Source organism: Arthrobacter sp. 05L45_2 (genome assembly GCF_056397525.1).
This window is the reverse complement of record NZ_JBFTNO010000129.1, coordinates 1-17,534: the sequence shown is the minus strand read 5'-3', so window position 1 is coordinate 17,534 and position 17,534 is coordinate 1. Positions and strand designations below refer to the sequence as shown.

Genomic DNA, 17,534 nt, shown 5'->3' with positions numbered 1-17,534 from the left:
GCCGGTGGCGTCCATCATCCTGATCCGGTAGCCGCCGTCGGGCGCATCCACGAGCTCGAAATATCCAGCCATTGCAGACTCCTTCAATCCAGCACCCCGGGCGGGGATATTAGTAAGTATACTTATCTAAGCTCTGGAGAAAAGTCAGGTTCCGGCGGCAGCCCGCGGGCCGTCGTTCAGGTCAGCGGGCGGCCTCCTGAAGCTGGAGCGCGCTCCGCACCAGCGCGAAATGGCTGAAGGCCTGGGGTGTGTTCCCGAGTTGCCGCGCCGCCGAGACGTCCCACTCTTCACTGAGGAGTCCGACGTCGTTGCGCAACGCCACCAGCCGCTCGAAGAGCTCTTTCGCCTCCCGCCGCCGGCCCGCCCCGAGCAGCGCCTCCACCAGCCAGAAGGAGCAGGCGAGGAAGACGCCCTCGCCGCCGGGAACCCCGTCGTCGCTCTTCTCCGGCCGGTAGCGCAGGACAAAACCGTCGTGGGTCAATTCGCGCTGGACGGCGTCGATGGTGCCCACCACTCGGGGGTCGTCGGGCGGCAGGAAGCCCACACGCGGGATCAACAAGAGGCTGGCGTCCAGCTCCGGACGCCCGTACGACTGGACGAAGGTGTTGCGCCCGGCGTCGAACCCGTGGGCCATCACGTCAGCGTGGATGGTGTCACGGAGTTTTTCCCAGCGGTCCGCGGGGCCGGGGAGGCCGAAGTCCCGCACGCCCTTGACCATCCGGTCCGCCGCCACCCAGGCCATGACCTTCGAGTGGGTGAAATGCCGGCGCGGACCCCGCATCTCCCAGAGCCCGTTGTCCGGCTGGTCCCACGCCGTCTCCAGGTGCTCCATAAGGGCGATCTGGACATCCCAGGCGTCGTCGCCGTCCTGCAGCAGTGCGCTCCGGGTCAGGGCCAGGCAGTCCAGCACCTCGCCCCAGACGTCCAGCTGCAGCTGCCCGGCCGCGGCGTTGCCGATCCGCACCGGCGCCGACCCCTCGTAGCCGGCCAGCCAGTCGATGGTGGTCTCCGGGAGCCGGCGCTCGCCATGGAGGCCGTACATGATCTGCAGGTCGGCCGGGTCGCCCGCGACGGCCCGGAGCAGCCAGTCGCGCCAGGCCGCGGCTTCCTCGGAGTAGCCGGAGGCGAGCAGCGCCTGGAGGGTCAGGGTCGCGTCCCGAAGCCAGCAATAGCGGTAGTCCCAGTTGCGCTGGCCGCCTATTTCCTCCGGCAGGGACGTGGTGACCGCCGCCACGATCCCGCCGGTGGGGGCGTACGTGAGGGCCTTGAGGGTGATGAGTGAACGCAGTACGGGCTCGCGGTACGGACCGGTGATTTTGCATTTGTCGGACCACTCCTGCCAGAAGGATTCGGTGGCGGCGAGTACGCCTTCCGGGTCCACCGCCCGCGGACGGCCGAGGTGGCTGGGCGCCCAGGTCAGCACGAAGGGAATCCGCTGGCCAGCCGTGACGGTGAACTCGCTGGCGGTCTGCATGTGCTCGCCCCGGAGCGGGGCATCGGTGACCAGATAGGCGGCATCCGGGCCGGCCACCGCGTGGATGCCGTGCTGGTCGTGGCGGACCCACGGGACGATTTCGCCGTAATCGAAGCGCAGCGAAAGTTCGCCGCGCATCGGCACGCTCCCGCGGATGCCTTCGACGATCCGCACAATGTCCGCCGCGCCGTCGCGCGGTGACATAAAGTCGATCACTTTGACCTTGCCGTCCGGGGTTTCCCATTCGGTCTCCAGGATCAGGCTGTTCTCGCGGTAGCCGCGCCGCGTGCATTCGCCGCCGGAGGCCGGTGCGAGGAGCCAGCGGCCGGCCTCGGGTGTGTCCAGCAGGGCGTTGAAACACGCCGGCGAGTCGAAGCGGGGCAGGCAGAGCCAGTCGATGGAGCCTTCGGTGCTGATCAGAGCGGCGGTGTGGAGGTCGCCCACCATTGCGTAATCCTCGATGCGTGCCATGGGTCTTACAGTGCCATACGACCCCGCGCCACAGGGCCACGGGTGGCCGTGCCGCTCCGTGCCGGTGGTCCGCGGCCCGCTGCCCTGTGAAAGAGTGGAGGCATGGACATGGCGTCGCAGGAACCCCGGCAGGAACCAACGCAGCCCCGGAAGATCTCGGGCAGCCAGGCGTTCAGGTTCGCCCATCTGGTCTCGGATACCGTCAACCACCTCCGGCTGAAAATGGCGAGGCGCTGGAAGTTCGCCCCGCAGACCATCGCCTACCAGGGGTACGGGTCCACCGAGTGGGTGCGGGTCCTGGGCCGGGTGCTGCTCACCAGCAAACCGACGCCCGGCAGCCGGGCCGAGCAGGCGGCGCAGAACGGCAACCAGAACATCCGCGGCTGGCGCGCGTTCACGTCCGTCCCCATCCAATTCGTGGATGTGGACATCGAGATCGGCGGCACCACCACCCGGGTCCAGGCCGACCGCGGCGGCCTGGTGGACACCGTGGTGCCGGTGGCGCTTGCCCCCGGCTGGCACACGGCAGTGCTGCGCGCCGCGGGCACGGAGCCGGCGGAGGCAAAGATCTACGTCATCGCGCCCGAGACCACCCTGGGCATCGTCTCCGACATTGACGACACGATTATGGTCACGGCCCTTCCCCGGCCGTTCCTGGCGCTGTGGAACACGTTCGTCCTCAACGAACGGGCCCGGATGGCGACCCCCGGCATGGCGGTCCTGATGGACCGGCTGCGGGTGGAGCATCCCGAGGCGCCGGTGATCTACCTTTCCACGGGCCCGTGGAACGCGGCCCCCACCCTGGCCCGCTTCATCACCCGCAACATGTACCCCTCCGGCACCCTGCTGCTGACCGACTGGGGCCTGACCCACGACCGCTGGTTCCGCAGCGGCCAGGACCACAAGCGCCGGAACCTGGAACTGCTGGCCAAGGAGTTCCCCAACATGCGCTGGCTTCTCTTTGGCGACAACGGCCAGCACGACGAGGCGATCTATTCGCAGTTCGCCCGGGACCACGGCGACAAGGTGGCGGCCATCGGCATCCGCCAGCTCTCCGCGGGCGAGGCCGTGCTGGCCGGCGGCCACTCGGAGAGCGGCGACCACACCGGTTCAGCGGTCCCGTGGGTCTACTCGCCGGACGGCGCCGGCATGGCTACCCGTCTGCAGGAGCTCGACATCCTTTAGCCTGCTGCGGCCGGTTCCGCGCCGGCGGCCGGGGGTTCGACGACGGCGGCTGGTTCAGCGGCTGGGGCCGGCTCTACGGCAGGTTCGACGACGGCGGCTGCAGCCTTCGACCGGGCGGCCATCAGTTCCCGGAGCCAGTAGAAGGACGCTTTGGGCGTGCGCGCCATGGTGTCACGGTCCACGTGAAGCAGGCCGAACTGCTGCTTGTAGCCGGCGGACCATTCAAAGTTGTCCATCAGGGACCAGATGTAATAACCGCGCAGGTCGATCGACTCTGCGGCGCCGCCGGGCGAGGTCGCCTCGATGGCCGCGCCGATGTGCTCGGCGAGGTACCGCACGCGGCGCTCATCCGGGACCACCAGCCGGCCTTCGGCGTCGTGGATCTCCAGGTCTTCGAAGCTCGCACCGCCCTCGGTGATGTAGACCGGCGGCAGTTCCGGGTAGCGTTCGGCCATTTCCGCGAGCGCCACGGCCATGTAGTCCGGCTTGATCGGCCAGCCATAGGCGGTGATCTCGGTGTCCGGGAAACTCTCGACGTGGAACGGGGTGGCGCCGCCTCCGCCGTTGAGGTCGTTCCCCATGGCTTCCGCCATCCCCTCCGGCACGGTGCCCTCACCGGGCCCGGCAGCCACGCGGGTAGGCATGTAATAGTTCAGCCCGTAGAAATCCAGCGGCTGCGAGATCAGCTCCATGTCCTCCTTGGACGGGCTGAAGGAGGAGAAGAAGGTGGCGGCACGGATGGCGTCCGGGTACTTGCCCAGCAGCACGGGGTCAGCGTAGAGGCGGTTCTGTGCCATGTCCATCAGGCCCGCACTGACCTTGTCCAGCGGGTTGACGGTGGCGGGGACCATCGGCGAATACACGTTGGTCAGGCCGATTTCGCCGGGAACCTTGGCCGCCCGCAGTGCCTGCATCGCCAACCCGTGGCCCAGCAGCTGGTGGTGGACGCTGGGGAGGGCCTTGAGCATGTGGGCTTCACCCGGGGAATGCACGCCCAGCATGTAGCCGTTGGCGCTGACGGTGGCCGGTTCGTTGATGGTTACCCAGCGGGCCACCCGGTCCCCGTAGGCTGCGGCGGCAATCGCGGCGAACTCCCCCAGCCGGTAGGCGGTGTCCCGGTTCATCCAGCCGCCGGCCTCGTCCAGTTCCAGCGGGGTATCCCAGTGGTAGAGCGTGGCCATCGGTGCGATGCCGTTGGCCAGCAGCAGGTCGATCAGCCGGTCGTAGAAGTCCAGGCCCTTGGGATTGACCGGGCCGCTGCCGCCGGGCTGGATCCGCGGCCAGGACAGCGAGAACCGGTAGGAGTCGATGCCCAGGTCCTTCATCAGGGCCACGTCTTCGGGCATCCGGTGGTAGTGGTCGCAGGCCATGGCGGGGCTGTGGTCATCGACAATCGTGCCGGGCTTCGCGGCGAACATGTCCCAGCCGGAGGGTCCGCGGCCGTCCTCGTCCAGCGCCCCCTCGATCTGGAAGGCGGCGGTCGCCACGCCCATGGTGAAACCGGATGGCAGCAGTGCGGCCAGGTCGTGGGCGGAAGCGTTCATTGGCGGATCCCCTATGCAGTTGCGCTGGTAGTGGATTGATTTTAGGCCCCGCCGGGAGCCCGCGCCACACACGGCGCGTCAGCATGGTCCGCGTGCCGTGGCCGCACCGCCCTCAGCCAGCGGCCTCGGTGCCGAAGAGGAACTCCTTGGCGTGGGCCACCGCCTTCCTAAAGGCGTCGTTCCGCAGGCCCAGCAACTGGTCTCCGTCCTCTGCCGCGGGCTCGAGGTAGCCGGTGAACCCGGGCCGGAGCACCCAGATGTCCCCGGCCGGCGGCAGGTAGAACACCCCGAATGAGCGGTGCTGGCTGTCCTCCGCGGCCCAGACCGGCACCACGGCCAGGGCCGCCCCGGTGTCCACGTTGATCCACTGCGCCCGCGGAAGGGGCAGTTCGTGCGCTTCCGGGTCGAGGAACGGAGCGGTACCCTCGCCCCAGCGTTCTTCGAACCTTTCATGGAAGACCGGCATCAGGTGTGAATCGTAGCGCCGCCACGCGCTCATGGCTGTACTCCTTATCCCCCGGGCGGCGGGAACCGGCGGCGGCGCGGGTAATATACCGCCGCGCCGCCGCCGGCTGCTATTGTCCGACTTCCTGCAGTTCGTCCCGTGCGTGGGTGATCTCGATCTTCCGCGGCTTGGCTTTCTCCATGACCGGTATGCGCAGGGTCAGGACGCCGTCGGCATAGGTCGCCTTGACTGCATCCGTGTCCAGCGTGTCGCCCAGGATGAGCTGGCGGCTGAAGACTCCCCGGGGCCGCTCCGAGGCGATGAGCTCAACGCTGGGCTGGGTCGCGTCGGCCCGTTCGGCCCGTACGGTGAGCACGTTGCGTTCGATATCCAGATCCACCGAGTCGACGTTGACGCCCGGGAGGTCAAAGGCGACGACGAATTCGCCCTGTTCCTGCCAAGCATCCATCGGCATGGCAGCGGGCCGCGCAGTGGTTCCAAAAACCTGCTGGGTCAGCCGGTCCAGCTCACGAAACGGATCCGTACGCATCAACATCATTTCCCACTCCTTCATGTGAGATCTCGAAATTTTCGCTGTATCCGGCCATCGATTATCTGTTGTGGCGGATATAGATTTTTTATAGCACCGGTGCGACACTGAGGCAAGGGGTTTTTCGGGAACGAAAGGGCGGCAGATGGCGGCACAGGAGTCCGGCGTCGGGGTCTACGCGATCTCCGTCGTGGCACAAATGGTCGGAACCGGCCCGCAGAACATCAGGCTGTACGAGCGCAAGGGACTGCTCACGCCGGACCGCACGGCCGGCGGCACCCGGCAGTACAGCGAGCTGGACCTGTTGGTGCTGCGGCGCATCAGCGGCCTCCTCGCGGAGGGCCTGAACCTCGCGGGGGTGGCCAAGGTGCTGGAACTGGAGGCCGCCAACGCCAGGCTTCGGGCCGAGCTGAAGCGGAGCAGGGCGCGCTGAACAGCCAGGCGCCCTGCCGTGCCGCCACTACTCGGCGACGTTCTCCTCTTTGGAGAGTTCCCCGGTGATCGGCTCGCCCTCAATCCGGGCCGTCCGCCACGTGTCGAGCAGGATGACTGCGCCGAGGACCACGAAGGAGATGGACAACGACGCTAGGGCGTCGGTGGTCCAGTGATAGCCGAGGTAGAGCCGGCTCACTGCGGCGAAGAAAATGCCGACGCCGGCCACCACGAAGCCCACGACGGCGGACTTGGGGTTCGAGCGTCGGGAAAAGATCAGGAACGTTGTGACCAGCAGGAAGTCACAGGCCCCGAGGACGTGTCCGGACGGGAAGGAGAACGTGGTGTCCGCGCCGAAGAGCATAAGATCCACCGGCGGACGGTGCCGCTCGACGATATGCCCGATGAGCTGGGCCAGGATGACGCCGGTCAGCATCGCTCCGGCAAGGACCATCGGCCGCCAGGCGTGCTTGGCGAACAAGCCCCAGGCGACCGTGAACACCAGGATGATGATGGGCAGCCCGATCGGGCCGAAGACAATCGCCAGGATGATCATGATGGTGGTGGTCGGTTCACCGCGGAGAGTGACCAGGCCGGAGCGCACCGGCTCATCCACGACGCTGATCCCGCCGTGCGTCAGGACGCTGACCAGGATAAAGGTGAACAGCACGGCGCCGACGATCATCAGTCCGACGGCGGTCCGGTACAGGTTCCGGCGCGCACCGGCCTCCATGTAGCGCTCCTCCACCACAAACTTGTCGTGGAAAACCCGCCACCAGCCGGACGATTTCCCGGTCTCTTGCTCTGCCATTCCCGCATCCGCCTCTGCACCGTGTGTTGACATTCCCACCGTGAAGAATATCCCCGTTTCCCGCCAGCGGCCGCTTCGGGGCTCCGGCCGCACCCGCGCCGCACCCGCCGGTACCCTGAGGCCATGGGCATTATGAATGAACTGATCAACCCGGGGGTGGTCGGCTCATTGGGGCGGATCCTCGCCGCGGCCTCCCCCGGCACCGGGTTCACGCACCTCGCCGGAGCTGCCCGGCAGCTTGATGACCTGAGCCTGCGCGGGCGCACCGACCTGCTCAGCGGCGCACTCCTTGAGGACCTGCCCGCCGGATACGCCCCGGCAGCCGCAGTGTTCCGCCGGGCGCTGGCGGACCCGGAATTCACCGGGTGGATGATCTGGCCGGTCAGCGAGGCGGCTGCCGCCCTGGCTCTCGCCGGGACGGAGCCGGGAGACTTCGAGGACTGCCTGTCCCTGCTGGCCGAGCTGACCCCGCGCCTGACGTCCGAGTTCGCGATCCGGCGGCTCCTGGCCGCAGACCTCGACCGCACCCTTGCCGTGGCGGCCGGCTGGACCGGCCATCCCGGCTGGCATGTCCGCCGGCTCGCCAGCGAGGGGACCCGGCCCTACCTGCCGTGGGCAGTCCGCGTTCCCGGGCTCACGGGCCGGCCGGAGGCCACCCTGCCCCTCCTGGACGCCCTGTACCGGGACCCGGTGGAGGATGTCCGCCGGTCGGTGGCCAACCACCTGAACGATCTCGCCCGCCACGCCCCGGAGGAGGTGGTGGCCACCGCCGCCGGCTGGATGGCCGCCCCGGACGCCCACACGGCCAGGGTGGTCCGCCACGGCCTGCGGACCCTGATCAAGAAGGCCCATCCCGGCGCCCTGCAGTTGCTGGGCTTCCCGCCGGCCTCGCTCACCGTCACCGCCCTGCGGCTCGACCGCGCTGTGGTGGAACTGCCCGGCGAGCTGGGGTTCGATTTCGATGTGGCCAACACCGGGTCAGCGGAGGCCCGCATCGCCGTCGACTACGTGGTGCACTACGCCAAAGCCAACGGCACACTCGCGGACAAGGTGTTCAAGCTCGGGACGGCCGTCCTGGGGCCGGGTGAATCGAAGACGTTCACGAAGCGTCACGCCTTCCGCCAGATGACCACCCGGGTCCACCATCCCGGCGCTCATTCAGTCCAGCCGCAGGTCAACGGGGTGAGGTACCAGTCGGCCGGATTCACGGTCCTGACCTAGGCCCACGGGCACGTCGCGTGGTGATTTGACTCACATTTAAACGAGACGTAATCTCGCTTCAGCCGCGGACGCCGCGGCCACCCTTCCAGGAAAGACAGTGCGATGACGACAGCAAGCGACTGCATCGAGATCCAGGTCGAAAACCGACTCCTGCTGGACGACCGGCTCAATGACGCCGTCCTCGGGCTGCAGCGGCTGGCCATGCTGACGGGCACCCACGGCATCCTGCTGACACGGCACAAACCCGGGCACTACACGGCAGCACTCTCGGACCAGGTTCCCTTCGGAATGACCCGGGAAATCGTCCACTAGACGGCAAGCCTTAACGACCACAACTGCCCGCCCCCTCGCACTGTGCGGAGGGGCGGGCAGCGACCCCGCAGTGTTTTGCTGCGCCGCCGGTGGCGGACTATTACCAGTCGTGAACCGTGCCGTCGACGAGCCGGTTGTAGGGCAGGTAGGCCTGCTGGTACGGGAACGCAGCGGCGGCCTCCTCGTTGAACTCGACGCCGATGCCGGGCTGGTCCCCCGGGTGCAGGTACCCGTCCACGAACGTCATGGACTGCTCGAAGACCTCGTTGGTCTTGTCCGAGTGCTGCATGTATTCCTGGATGCCGTAGTTGTGGATGGCCAGGCCCACGTGGAGCTGCGCGGCGAACCCGACCGGGGAAATATCGGTCGGCCCGTGGAACCCGGACTTGATCTGGTACTGGGCGGCGAAGTCCATGACCTTCTTCAACGGGCTGATGCCGCCGAAATGCGTGGACGCGGCACGGACGTAGTCGATCAGCTGCTCTTTGATGATGGTCTGGTAGTCGTACACGGTGTTGAAGATTTCGCCGATCGCCAGCGGGGTGGTGGTGTGCTGGCGGACCAGGCGCAGCGCCTCCTGGTTCTCCGCCGGGGTGCAGTCTTCCAGCCAGAAGAGGTCGTACGGCTCCAGGGCCTTGCCCAGCTTCGCGGCCTGGATCGGGGTCATCCGGTGGTGGCCGTCGTGCAGCAGCGGGATCTCCGGGCCGAACTCGTTCCGGACGGCTTCGAACACCATGGGCAGGTGCCGCAGGTAGGCCCGGGTGTCCCAGTCCTCTTCCTGCGGGAACGCCCCGCGTCCGGCCGGTTCGTAGTCGTACCGCTCCCCGGAGGCCTGTGCCTGGGCCGCGACGCCGTAGACGGCCTTGATCCCGGGCACGGCGGTCTGGATCCGGATGGACTTGTAGCCGAGCTCCAGGTGCTCGCGGACGGAGTCGAAGAGGGACTCCAGGTCCGAACCCGACGCATGGCCGTAGGCCCGCAGCCCGTTCCGGGACGCCCCGCCCAGCAGCTGGTAGACCGGCATCCCGGCCAGCTTGCCCTTGATGTCCCACAGGGCCATGTCCACCGCCGCGATGGCGGCCATGGTCACGGGCCCGCGGCGCCAGTAGGAGGACCGGTACAGGAACTGCCAGGTGTCCTCGATCCGGTGCGGATCCTTGCCGATCAGCAGCTGCGCGACGTGCTCTTTCAAGTAAGCGGCCACCGCGAGTTCCCGCCCGTTCAGCGTCGCGTCCCCGATGCCGGTAACACCGTCCTCGGTGGTGATCCGCAACGTCACGAAGTTACGGGAGGGGCTTGTCACGAAGACTTCAGCGGCAATGATTTTCACAGCAGATCCAGGCTTTCGGTGTGGGCCGGAGGGATTCCGGGCGGGGTGGGTATTAGCGTTGGGTGCTGCCGTCCGGGGCTGCATCCAGCAGGGTAAGCTCGGCGGCGCTCGGCAGGCCGTCACAGTCCCCGTGGGTGCTGACGGCAAAGGCGCCGGCGAGGGTTCCGCGGCGCAGGCGTTCGGCGACGTCGCCGCCGTCGAGCAGCGCGGACAGGTAGCCGGCGGTGAAGGCATCCCCGGCGCCCACGGTATCGACGCTTGTCACGGGAACCGCGGGGGCTTCGCAGCGGCCGTCCGCGGTGTAGACGCCGGCTCCGGCAGCGCCGCGCTTGACCACCACTTCGCGGACCCCCTGCTGAAGGAGTCCCGCGGCAGCGGCCTGCTCGGCGTCGTCTCCCCGGGTTCCCCCGGCCGCGGGGCCGCCGGCAACCAGCTCGAGTTCGTCGTCGGAGGCGACCAGAACGGTGGCGTGCCGGGCCAGCGGGGTCAGCACGGAGCGGGCCTCGTCGCGGGACCAGAGTTTGCTGCGGTAGTTGACGTCGAGTGAGACCACCAGGCCCTCGGCGGCGGCCCGCGCGGCGGCATATTCGACGGCGCGGCGGGCGTCGGGGCTGAGTGCGGCGGTGATGCCGGTCAGGTGCAGGGCACGGGGTCCGGCGGTGAAGGCCCGGTCCACGTCCTCGCGGCTGATCGTCGACCCGGCGGACCCTGCCCGGTAGTAGAATGCCCGGCTGAGGTCCGCAGTGCGCCGTTCAAGGAACATCACGCCGGTGGACCGGTCCGGGTCCACCCGGTGCTGCACCGCGATTCCCTCGCTGCGGAGCTGGCGCAGGATGAATTCGCCGTGCGGATCGGCGCCGAGCACTCCGGCCCAGGCGACGCTGTGGCCCAGCCGGGCGACGCCGACGGCCACGTTGGATTCCGCCCCGGCCACGTACATGCCCAGGCTGCCGCCGGCGGACAGCGGCCCGGCCGAACGCAGGGACACCATGGATTCCCCGAGCGTGAGCAGGTCCACGCTCATTGCGCGTCGGCCTGCCGGCCGTGTTCCGCGGCGAGGCTGACGAAGGCGCGGGCCCTCTCACGGACCGGTTCGAGGTCGCCGCCGGAGCCTGCGTCGCCAAACAGCGGGCCGCCGAGTCCGACGGCGATCGCGCCGGCGCTCCAGTACCCGGCGGCTTCGCCGAGCCCGACCCCGCCGACGGCGATGAACGGGATGTCGGGGAATGGATCGCGGAGCGCCTTCAGGTAGCCGGGGCCGCCGATGGAGGCCGGGAAGAGTTTCACCGCGGTGGCGCCGCGGTTCATGGCTTCGTAGGACTCGCTGGGTGTCAGGGCCCCGGCCAGGATGGGGATGCCGAGCCGGGCGGATTCCTGGATGGAGTCCGCCAACGACGGGGTGACCATAAACTGGCCGCCGGCGCCGGCCACGTCCTCCACATCGGCGGCGGTGAGGACGGTGCCTGCCCCGACGAAGCAGCCGGCGGGTGCCGTTGCCCGGACGGTGCTGATCGCGGCCAGCGCCCCCGGGGTGGTGAGGGCGATCTCGACGTAGCGGAAGCCCTCCTCCATGGCCACCAGGGCCGCCTTGGCGGCGGCTCCGCCGTCGGTGCCGCGCACGATCGCGACCAGGCGGGTCTCGCGGATCCCGGCCAGCAGGAGCTCGGGAGTGATGTCGGTGCTCATGTGGTTCACCATTCTGCGAAGGCGCCGTCGGAGTGGCGCCAGACGGGTCCGCGCCAGGCATGGCCGCGTTTGTCCGCGGCGCGGACCACCGCCTCGTCGATCTCGATGCCAAGGCCCGGTCCGGTGAGCCGTTCAATGTGCCCGTCAACGAACTTCAGCGGGGTCTTGTCCACCACGTAGTCCAGGACCTCGGCGCCCTGGTTGTAGTGGATGCCGATGCTTTGCTCCTGGATCAGGAAGTTGGGGGTGGCGAAACCGACCTGCAGGCAGGCGGCCAGGGCCAGCGGTCCGAGGGGGCAGTGCGGGGCCAGCTGGACCTCGTAGATTTCGGCGAGCGAGGCGATCTTGCGGACCTCGGTGATGCCGCCGGCGTGGGAGAGGTCCGGCTGGGCCACGGCGATGCCGGCCTGCAGCGCGGGCAGGAATTCCTGCCGGCTGTAGAGCCGCTCACCGGTGGAGACCGGCGTCGTGGTCGAGGACGTGAATTCCCGCAGCAGGTGGGTGTTCTCCGGAACCACGGGTTCTTCGAGGAAGAACGGCCGGTACGGTTCCAGCAGCGGCGCCACCCGCCGGGCGTTGGCCAGGCTGAAGCGTCCGTGGAAGTCGACGGCGACGTCGCGGTGCTCGCCCAGGACCTCGCGGGCGGCTGCGACCCGGCGGACGACGCCGTCGAGCTCCGCGACGGAGGCGATCGGGCTCATCCGGCCGCTGGCGTTCATCTTGACCGCTGTGAGTCCGACCTCCAGCTGCGCGCTGATCTGGTCCGCCACCTCGTTGGGTTCGTCGCCGCCCACCCAGCCGTACATCCGGATCCGGTCGCGGACGTGGCCGCCCAGGAGCTGGTGCACGGGGGTGTTGAAGTGCTTGCCGGCGATGTCCCACAGGGCTTGGTCCAGGCCGGATACCGCGCTGGCCAGGATGGGCCCGCCGCGGTAGAAGGAGCCCTTGGTCATGACCTGCCAGTGGTCCTCGATGCGGAGGGCGTCGTTGCCCATGAGCAGTTCGGAGAGCTGTTCGACGGCGGTGCGCACGGTTTCGCTGCGGCCCTCGCAGCTGGCCTCGCCCCAGCCGACGATGCCGCTGTCCGTTTCGATCCGAACGAAAAGCCACCGCGGCGCGACGAGGAAGGTTTCAATCCTGCTGATGAGTGTCATGTGCTGCCTAGCCTTTTGTCGCACCGGCGGTGAGGCCGGAAACGATGTACTTCTGCGTGAAGAGCGCAATGATCATGATCGGGATGGTGACCACCGTGGCCGCCGCCATCAGTCCGCCCCAGTCGATGCTGGCGTAGGAGACGAAGTCGAAGATGGCCACCGGCAGGGTCTTGGTTTTGGAGCCGGAGAGCACCAGGGCGAACATGAAGTTGTTCCACGAGAAGATGAAGGACAGGATCCCTGCCGTGGCGATCCCGGAGACGGACAGCGGCAGCGTGATGCGGCGGAAGGCGCCGATGGGGGTCAGTCCGTCCACCTGGGCCGATTCCTCCAGCTCGAGCGGCAGCGAATCGAAGTAGCTCATCATGATGTAAACGATCAGCGGGAGCGCGACGAACATGTGGCTGAGGATCAGCACCTCGAAGCCGCCCACCATTTTCAGGTTGGAGAAGACGTAGTACCAGGGCACCAGCAGGGATACGCCGGGAATGACGCGGGCCATCAGGACCACCAAAGCCGAACGGTGCATTGTGAAGCGGCTCATCGCGTACGCGGCCGGGACGCCGAGGACCAGTGACAGCGCGGTGGAGACAAAGGCCACCCAGAAGCTGTTGAAGATGAAGATGAAGTAGTTGTTCCGCTGCAGCACGTTGGCGTAGTTCTCGCCCGTGGGGGTGAAGAGGAACGACTTGGCGGTGTCGTAGATGTCCACGTTGGTCTTGAACGAGGCCAGCAGCATCCAGAACAGCGGCGCGACCAGGAACAGCACCACGGCCACCAGGGCAACCACCCGGAACACTTTGTACGCGCGGGTGCCCAGCGGCTTGCGGCGGCGCGGGGACGGGGCGGGACGGGTCCCGGAGGTCTGGGATTGGGTCAGGACGGTCATTTGCTTACCGCTTTCTTGCGCATGGTCAGCAGCCACATGGTGCCGATGATGATCATGAAGAACAGGATCAGCACCGCGGAGGAGAGCCCGTACTGGTTGTAGTCGAAGCTCAGGCCGTAGGCGTAGACGTTGAGCGTTTCCACCTCGTGGAAGGATCCGCCGCCCTTGCCCTTGGTGGCGTAGAGGATGTCGAAGGTCTTCAGGGCGTCGATGCCCCGGAGCAGGATGGCGACGATCACGGTCGGCATCATCAGCGGCAGGGTGATGAAGAAGAAGCGCTGGAACGCGTTGGCGCCGTCCATCCGTGCGGCCTCGTCCGGCTCTTCGGAGAGCGAGGTCAGGCCGGCGAGGAGGATCAGCACCACCATGGGGGTCCACTGCCAGATGTCCATAAAGATGGTGGTGCCCAGCGCGGTGTCCTGGCCGGAGAGCCACGGCTGCGGCGGGATGCCGATCATGCCCAGGAGCTGGTTGACGAAGCCGATGTTGGGGTCGAAGATCAGCCGCCACATCATGCCGACGGCCACGGGGGTGGCGACGAGCGGCAGCAGGATGGCCACGCGGACCCACTTTTCACCGCGGAACGGGCGCCAGAGCAGCAGGGCGATGCCCATGCCCAGAACAACCTCGCACACCAGGGCGACGCCGGTGAAGGACAGGGTACGTCCGACGGCGGGCCAGAACCGTTCGACGTCGGAGAGCACCGTCAGGTAGTTCTCCAGGCCGATGAACTCGGTGGCGGCGCGGACCGAACCCTGCGAGTCGGTGAGGCTCAGGTAGAGCGTCCAGGCGAGCGGGAAGACGATCAGGACGCCGACGAAGATCATGGCCGGCGCGGCGAAGAGCCACTTGCGGTGCCGGTTGGCCCAGGCGGAGAAGTTCTCGCGGGGGCCCGGGGTGGGCGCCGCGCCGCGCTTCGCGCCGCTGGCAGTGCCGCGGGAGGTGTTCAGTACAGACATGGTTCACCTAAGGAGTTGGGGGTGAAGTGAAGAGCGTGGCCCGGCGGGGCGGCGGCTTGGGCCAGCCGCCCCGCCGGGCGTGGTGCGTGAAGCAGGGTGCGCCGGGGCGCTACTTCTTTTCGCTGTCCAGGAACTTCTGGAAGGCGTCGTTGGCCGTGTCAGCCGCTGCGGAGGCATCGGAGCCGGTGATGGTGGCTACGATCGGGCCGCCGACGATCTCGCGGGCCTTGCCGACGGTGATGACGAGCGGACGGTCGTGGCCCACGCCAACCTTGGCACTGGCGGCGATGGCCTCGGCCAGGTCCTTCGGGTAGGTGGACGTTCCGGCCGGGTCGGCCCAGACGGAGGCACGCGGGCCGGGGACGCCGGCCTTCTGTGCTGCCAGCGTGCGTTCCTTGCTGGTGGCCCACTGGATGAACTTCCAGGCGTTGTCCTGGTTGCCAGAGGCCTGGTTGACGCCGAGGGCCCACGACGGGATGTTGTACGGCTTGGAACCGGCGGGGCCGGCGGGCAGGGCAGCGAAGCCGACCTTGTCCGAGACCTTGGACTTGGCCGGGTCGGTGGCGTTCTTGTAGAGCGAGTCGGCTTCGGTGTAGAAAGCGGCCTTGCCCTGGGTGAAGATGGCCATCGCCTCGGGCCAGCTCATGTCGGTGCTGACGTTCTTGGGGCCGTAGTTCTTGATCAGGCCGCCGTAGTAGGCGTACGCCTTCTTGGCCGCGTCGCTGTTCACGGCGGACTTGCCCTGGGCGTCGGTGAAGTCACCGCCGAAGCTGTAGAGGAAGCTGGAGAACTGGGTCACGGCGGCGGACTTGCCGGTGCGCGCTACGAAGCCGGCGGTGTCCGGGTTGGCGGCGGCGATCTTCTTGGCTGCGGCTTCGAGCTCTTCCATGGTCTTGGGGACCTGGACTCCGGCGGCCTGCAGCAGGTCCTTGCGGTAGTAGAGCACTTCGCGCTCGGTGATGATCGGGACGCCGACAACCTTGCCGTCGGCGGTGGTGGCCTTGACGGGGCCCTCCTGGTAGTCCTTCCAGTCCCAGTTGGCGTCGGAGGAGACCTTGGACGTCAGGTCGGCGAGGTAGCCGTTCTTAGCGAACGCTTTACCTTCCTGGAGCGGGCGGTACATCATGACGTCGATTTCGTCGCTGCCCGCGTTGAGCTTGACGTTGTACTGGTCCGAGAGCTGATCCTCGCCCAGCTGGGTGAGCTCTACCTTGAGGCCGGTGGCCTTCTCGAACTCGGGGATGGCTGCCTTGATACCTTCAGTCCACACGTGGTTGGCCAGGGTGACCCGGACGGTGCCGGCGGCCTTGGCGTCGCCGCCGCCACCACCGCAGGCGGCCAGCCCGAGTGAGAGCGCGGCGGCTACGGCCGCGTACTTCACAATTGAACGTCGCTTCATTACGACTCCCTTGTCTTCAGGGCCGGATCAACCTCCAGCCGCCCGCGGATGCATCTTTACATCTGCTCTGGAGCGATCTTAGATAAATAAAGCAGACTTAAACAACCCCTTGCGCTCACCCGTATGATTTATTTATGCAAACCCCAAAGGCGGAGTCTTCAGCAGACCTGCACTCAGTGCTCGTCCAGAGCCTGGGGCTCGCCATTGCCGAGGGGACCCTGGCGCCGCACTCGATTCTGCGGCTGGACGAGCTTGAGGCGCAGCACAGTGTTTCGCGGTCCGTGGTCCGGGAAGCAACCCGCGTCCTGTCGTCCATGGGAATGCTGGAATCACGGCGCCGGCTGGGCACGGTGGTGCGGCCGGAAGAGTCCTGGAACCTCTATGACCCGCAGGTGATCCGCTGGCGGCTGGCGTCCTCCCGCCGGGTGGACCAGCTGCGGGCGCTCAACGAACTCCGCGGCGCCGTCGAACCACAGGCCGCCCGGCTTGCCGCCGAACGCGCCTCCTGGGATACCGGCAGCGACCTCGTCGCTCAGGCCGCACGGCTCTGGGCAGCGGGCCAGCGCGGCGACCAGGACGAGTTCCTGCGGCTGGACATCGAATTCCATGCCTCCGTGCTGCGGGCCTCGGGCAACCCCATGTTTTCCCAACTGCACAACCTCGTTGCCGAGGTCCTCACGGGCCGTACCGAGCACGGCCTGATGCCGCAGCTGCCGCAGCACGAGGCGCTCCAGCTGCACGTGGACGTCGCCAGCGCCATCCAGCGCGGCGAGATGGACCGGGCCCACGAGGCAATGCGCCGGATCGCGGAGCAGTCCACCGAGGAAATCGGCGACATCTGGTCCAGCCACCAGGGCACCGCCCCGTCCCAGTAACTCTGGTCCGGGGCCGGCGCAGCTCAGACCCGCGGCCTGGCCCCGCACCGACCCCGCGGCGCTGTTACCGGCCGCCCTCCAGCTTCCGGCTGCGCTGCTCCTGGGCCATCGGGCCGTACGGATAAACGCCGACGCGCGGCTGGCTGGCGTCGGTCAACCGCTGCGTCTCCTCCGGGGTGAGCCGGAGATGGGCGGCGGCCAGGTTGTCCGTGAGCTGGCCGGTGGTCCGTGCGCCCAGGATCACCGACGTGACCGCAGGCCGGTCCGCCAGCCACGCGAGTGCCACTTGGGAGGCGCTGACGCCGTGCCGTTCCGCGGTTTCCTGCACTTCGGCCAGGACCTCCCAGGTTTGCGGGTCCGCGTTGCGGGCCTCCCAGGCCTCCATGCCGCGTTTGGGGTTCTCGCCCAGCCTGGTGGCCCCGGCCGGCGGCTGGTCGCGCTTGTACTTGCCGGAGAGCCAGCCGCCGCCCAGCGGCGACCACGGCAGCAGGCCGATCCCGGCATCGAGCGAGGCCGGGACGATCTCGGATTCGATCTCGCGGACCAGCAGGCTGTACTGCGGCTGCAGCGTGACCGGGGCGCTCCAGCCGTGGGACCTGGCCACGTGGACGGCCTTGGTCAGCTGCCAGCCCAGGAAGTTGGAGAAACCGTAATAGGCAATCTTGCCGCTGGTCACCGCGTCATGCAGGAACCGGAGGGTCTCCTCCAGGGGCGTGACCGGATCCCACGCGTGCAGCTGGTACAGATCGATCTGCTCGACGCCGAGGCGGCGCAGCGAGTCATCCAGGGCCCGGACC

The 17,534-nt window shown here is 68.0% G+C and carries 18 protein-coding genes; 5 read left to right on the top strand and 13 right to left on the bottom strand.

Annotated features, from left to right (window positions below; translation table 11 throughout):
- Positions 1-181: 181 nt before the first annotated feature.
- Positions 182-1,945 (bottom strand): glycoside hydrolase family 15 protein, encoded by a 1,764-nt coding sequence (locus tag AC1DHD_RS10905; protein ID WP_476879733.1) that lies wholly within the window; start codon positions 1,943-1,945, stop codon positions 182-184.
- A 102-nt stretch (positions 1,946-2,047) separates the two neighbouring features.
- On the opposite strand from AC1DHD_RS10905, the gene AC1DHD_RS10900 reads away from it, so the two are divergent.
- Positions 2,048-3,130, top strand: a complete 1,083-nt coding sequence (locus tag AC1DHD_RS10900) for an App1 family protein (protein WP_476879732.1) — start codon at positions 2,048-2,050, stop codon at positions 3,128-3,130.
- Here AC1DHD_RS10900 and AC1DHD_RS10895 read toward each other — a convergent pair.
- The 3 genes from AC1DHD_RS10895 to AC1DHD_RS10885 all read right to left on the bottom strand — a co-directional run bounded on the left by AC1DHD_RS10895 (position 3,127) and on the right by AC1DHD_RS10885 (position 5,675).
- Positions 3,127-4,674 (bottom strand): GH1 family beta-glucosidase, encoded by a 1,548-nt coding sequence (locus AC1DHD_RS10895; protein ID WP_476879731.1) that lies wholly within the window; start codon positions 4,672-4,674, stop codon positions 3,127-3,129. The two genes, AC1DHD_RS10900 and AC1DHD_RS10895, sit on opposite strands and share 4 nt — an antisense overlap.
- Before the next feature lie 112 nt (positions 4,675-4,786).
- A complete protein-coding gene (locus AC1DHD_RS10890) occupies positions 4,787-5,173 on the bottom strand; it encodes a hypothetical protein (protein ID WP_476879730.1) in 387 nt (128 codons plus the stop codon).
- Between the two features lie 76 nt (positions 5,174-5,249).
- Positions 5,250-5,675, bottom strand: coding sequence for an Hsp20/alpha crystallin family protein (locus AC1DHD_RS10885; RefSeq protein WP_476879734.1), 426 nt, complete (start codon positions 5,673-5,675; stop codon positions 5,250-5,252).
- Positions 5,676-5,814: 139 nt separating this feature from the next.
- On the opposite strand from AC1DHD_RS10885, the gene AC1DHD_RS10880 reads away from it, so the two are divergent.
- Positions 5,815-6,102, top strand: a complete 288-nt coding sequence (locus AC1DHD_RS10880) for a MerR family transcriptional regulator (RefSeq protein WP_476879729.1) — start codon at positions 5,815-5,817, stop codon at positions 6,100-6,102.
- Between the two features lie 27 nt (positions 6,103-6,129).
- On the opposite strand, the gene AC1DHD_RS10875 is transcribed toward AC1DHD_RS10880, so the two are convergent.
- Positions 6,130-6,912: a phosphatase PAP2 family protein gene (locus AC1DHD_RS10875; RefSeq protein WP_476879728.1), complete on the bottom strand. Its 783-nt coding sequence runs from the start codon at positions 6,910-6,912 to the stop codon at positions 6,130-6,132.
- A 123-nt stretch (positions 6,913-7,035) separates the two neighbouring features.
- Here AC1DHD_RS10875 and AC1DHD_RS10870 point away from each other — a divergent pair, with 123 nt between their 5' ends.
- Together AC1DHD_RS10870 and AC1DHD_RS10865 are read left to right on the top strand one after the other, a co-directional pair.
- Positions 7,036-8,133, top strand: a complete 1,098-nt coding sequence (locus AC1DHD_RS10870) for a DNA alkylation repair protein (RefSeq protein ID WP_476879727.1) — start codon at positions 7,036-7,038, stop codon at positions 8,131-8,133.
- A 102-nt stretch (positions 8,134-8,235) separates the two neighbouring features.
- Positions 8,236-8,445 carry a hypothetical protein gene (locus AC1DHD_RS10865; RefSeq protein WP_476879726.1) on the top strand — a complete coding sequence of 70 codons (210 nt, stop codon included), beginning with the start codon at positions 8,236-8,238 and terminating at the stop codon, positions 8,443-8,445.
- Positions 8,446-8,545: 100 nt separating this feature from the next.
- On the opposite strand, the gene manD is transcribed toward AC1DHD_RS10865, so the two are convergent.
- From manD to AC1DHD_RS10830, 7 genes are all read right to left on the bottom strand, one after another.
- Entirely contained in the window at positions 8,546-9,775 is a 1,230-nt protein-coding gene (manD, locus tag AC1DHD_RS10860) for a D-mannonate dehydratase ManD (RefSeq protein WP_476879725.1), read from the bottom strand.
- Between the two features lie 52 nt (positions 9,776-9,827).
- A complete protein-coding gene (locus AC1DHD_RS10855; protein ID WP_476879724.1) occupies positions 9,828-10,799 on the bottom strand; it encodes a sugar kinase in 972 nt (323 codons plus the stop codon).
- Positions 10,796-11,461 carry a bifunctional 4-hydroxy-2-oxoglutarate aldolase/2-dehydro-3-deoxy-phosphogluconate aldolase gene (locus AC1DHD_RS10850; RefSeq protein ID WP_476879723.1) on the bottom strand — a complete coding sequence of 222 codons (666 nt, stop codon included), beginning with the start codon at positions 11,459-11,461 and terminating at the stop codon, positions 10,796-10,798. The genes AC1DHD_RS10855 and AC1DHD_RS10850 overlap by 4 nt, the downstream gene beginning before the upstream one ends.
- Before the next feature lie 5 nt (positions 11,462-11,466).
- Entirely contained in the window at positions 11,467-12,615 is a 1,149-nt protein-coding gene (gene dgoD / locus AC1DHD_RS10845) for a galactonate dehydratase (RefSeq protein WP_476879722.1), read from the bottom strand.
- Positions 12,616-12,622: 7 nt separating this feature from the next.
- On the bottom strand, positions 12,623-13,504 hold the full coding sequence (locus AC1DHD_RS10840) for a carbohydrate ABC transporter permease (RefSeq protein ID WP_476879721.1): 882 nt from the start codon (positions 13,502-13,504) through the stop codon (positions 12,623-12,625).
- Complete coding sequence (locus AC1DHD_RS10835; RefSeq protein ID WP_476879720.1) at positions 13,501-14,463, bottom strand: carbohydrate ABC transporter permease; 963 nt, start codon at positions 14,461-14,463, stop codon at positions 13,501-13,503. Before AC1DHD_RS10835 ends, AC1DHD_RS10840 begins: the two co-directional genes overlap by 4 nt.
- 109 nt (positions 14,464-14,572) lie before the next feature.
- Positions 14,573-15,862 (bottom strand): ABC transporter substrate-binding protein, encoded by a 1,290-nt coding sequence (locus AC1DHD_RS10830; RefSeq protein ID WP_476879719.1) that lies wholly within the window; start codon positions 15,860-15,862, stop codon positions 14,573-14,575.
- Positions 15,863-15,996: 134 nt separating this feature from the next.
- Between AC1DHD_RS10830 and AC1DHD_RS10825 the strand changes: the two genes are divergently transcribed.
- Positions 15,997-16,737 carry a FadR/GntR family transcriptional regulator gene (locus tag AC1DHD_RS10825; RefSeq protein WP_476879718.1) on the top strand — a complete coding sequence of 247 codons (741 nt, stop codon included), beginning with the start codon at positions 15,997-15,999 and terminating at the stop codon, positions 16,735-16,737.
- Positions 16,738-16,801: 64 nt separating this feature from the next.
- Here AC1DHD_RS10825 and AC1DHD_RS10820 read toward each other — a convergent pair.
- A partial coding sequence (locus tag AC1DHD_RS10820) for an aldo/keto reductase (RefSeq protein WP_476879717.1) occupies positions 16,802-17,534 on the bottom strand: 733 nt, incomplete at its 5' end.

Excerpts from the sequence above, each read along its gene's own strand:
- AC1DHD_RS10905 (WP_476879733.1), bottom strand. The coding sequence starts at position 1,945 with ATGGCACGCATCGAGGATTACGCAATGGTGGGCGACCTCCACACCGCC.
- AC1DHD_RS10900 (WP_476879732.1), top strand. The coding sequence starts at position 2,048 with ATGGACATGGCGTCGCAGGAACCCCGGCAGGAACCAACGCAGCCCCGG.
- AC1DHD_RS10895 (WP_476879731.1), bottom strand. The coding sequence starts at position 4,674 with ATGAACGCTTCCGCCCACGACCTGGCCGCACTGCTGCCATCCGGTTTC.
- AC1DHD_RS10890 (WP_476879730.1), bottom strand. The coding sequence starts at position 5,173 with ATGAGCGCGTGGCGGCGCTACGATTCACACCTGATGCCGGTCTTCCAT.
- AC1DHD_RS10885 (WP_476879734.1), bottom strand. The coding sequence starts at position 5,675 with ATGTTGATGCGTACGGATCCGTTTCGTGAGCTGGACCGGCTGACCCAG.
- AC1DHD_RS10880 (WP_476879729.1), top strand. The coding sequence starts at position 5,815 with ATGGCGGCACAGGAGTCCGGCGTCGGGGTCTACGCGATCTCCGTCGTG.
- AC1DHD_RS10875 (WP_476879728.1), bottom strand. The coding sequence starts at position 6,912 with ATGGCAGAGCAAGAGACCGGGAAATCGTCCGGCTGGTGGCGGGTTTTC.
- AC1DHD_RS10870 (WP_476879727.1), top strand. The coding sequence starts at position 7,036 with ATGGGCATTATGAATGAACTGATCAACCCGGGGGTGGTCGGCTCATTG.
- AC1DHD_RS10865 (WP_476879726.1), top strand. The coding sequence starts at position 8,236 with ATGACGACAGCAAGCGACTGCATCGAGATCCAGGTCGAAAACCGACTC.
- AC1DHD_RS10855 (WP_476879724.1), bottom strand. The coding sequence starts at position 10,799 with ATGAGCGTGGACCTGCTCACGCTCGGGGAATCCATGGTGTCCCTGCGT.
- AC1DHD_RS10850 (WP_476879723.1), bottom strand. The coding sequence starts at position 11,461 with ATGAGCACCGACATCACTCCCGAGCTCCTGCTGGCCGGGATCCGCGAG.
- dgoD (WP_476879722.1), bottom strand. The coding sequence starts at position 12,615 with ATGACACTCATCAGCAGGATTGAAACCTTCCTCGTCGCGCCGCGGTGG.
- AC1DHD_RS10840 (WP_476879721.1), bottom strand. The coding sequence starts at position 13,504 with ATGACCGTCCTGACCCAATCCCAGACCTCCGGGACCCGTCCCGCCCCG.
- AC1DHD_RS10835 (WP_476879720.1), bottom strand. The coding sequence starts at position 14,463 with ATGTCTGTACTGAACACCTCCCGCGGCACTGCCAGCGGCGCGAAGCGC.
- AC1DHD_RS10830 (WP_476879719.1), bottom strand. The coding sequence starts at position 15,862 with ATGAAGCGACGTTCAATTGTGAAGTACGCGGCCGTAGCCGCCGCGCTC.
- AC1DHD_RS10825 (WP_476879718.1), top strand. The coding sequence starts at position 15,997 with ATGCAAACCCCAAAGGCGGAGTCTTCAGCAGACCTGCACTCAGTGCTC.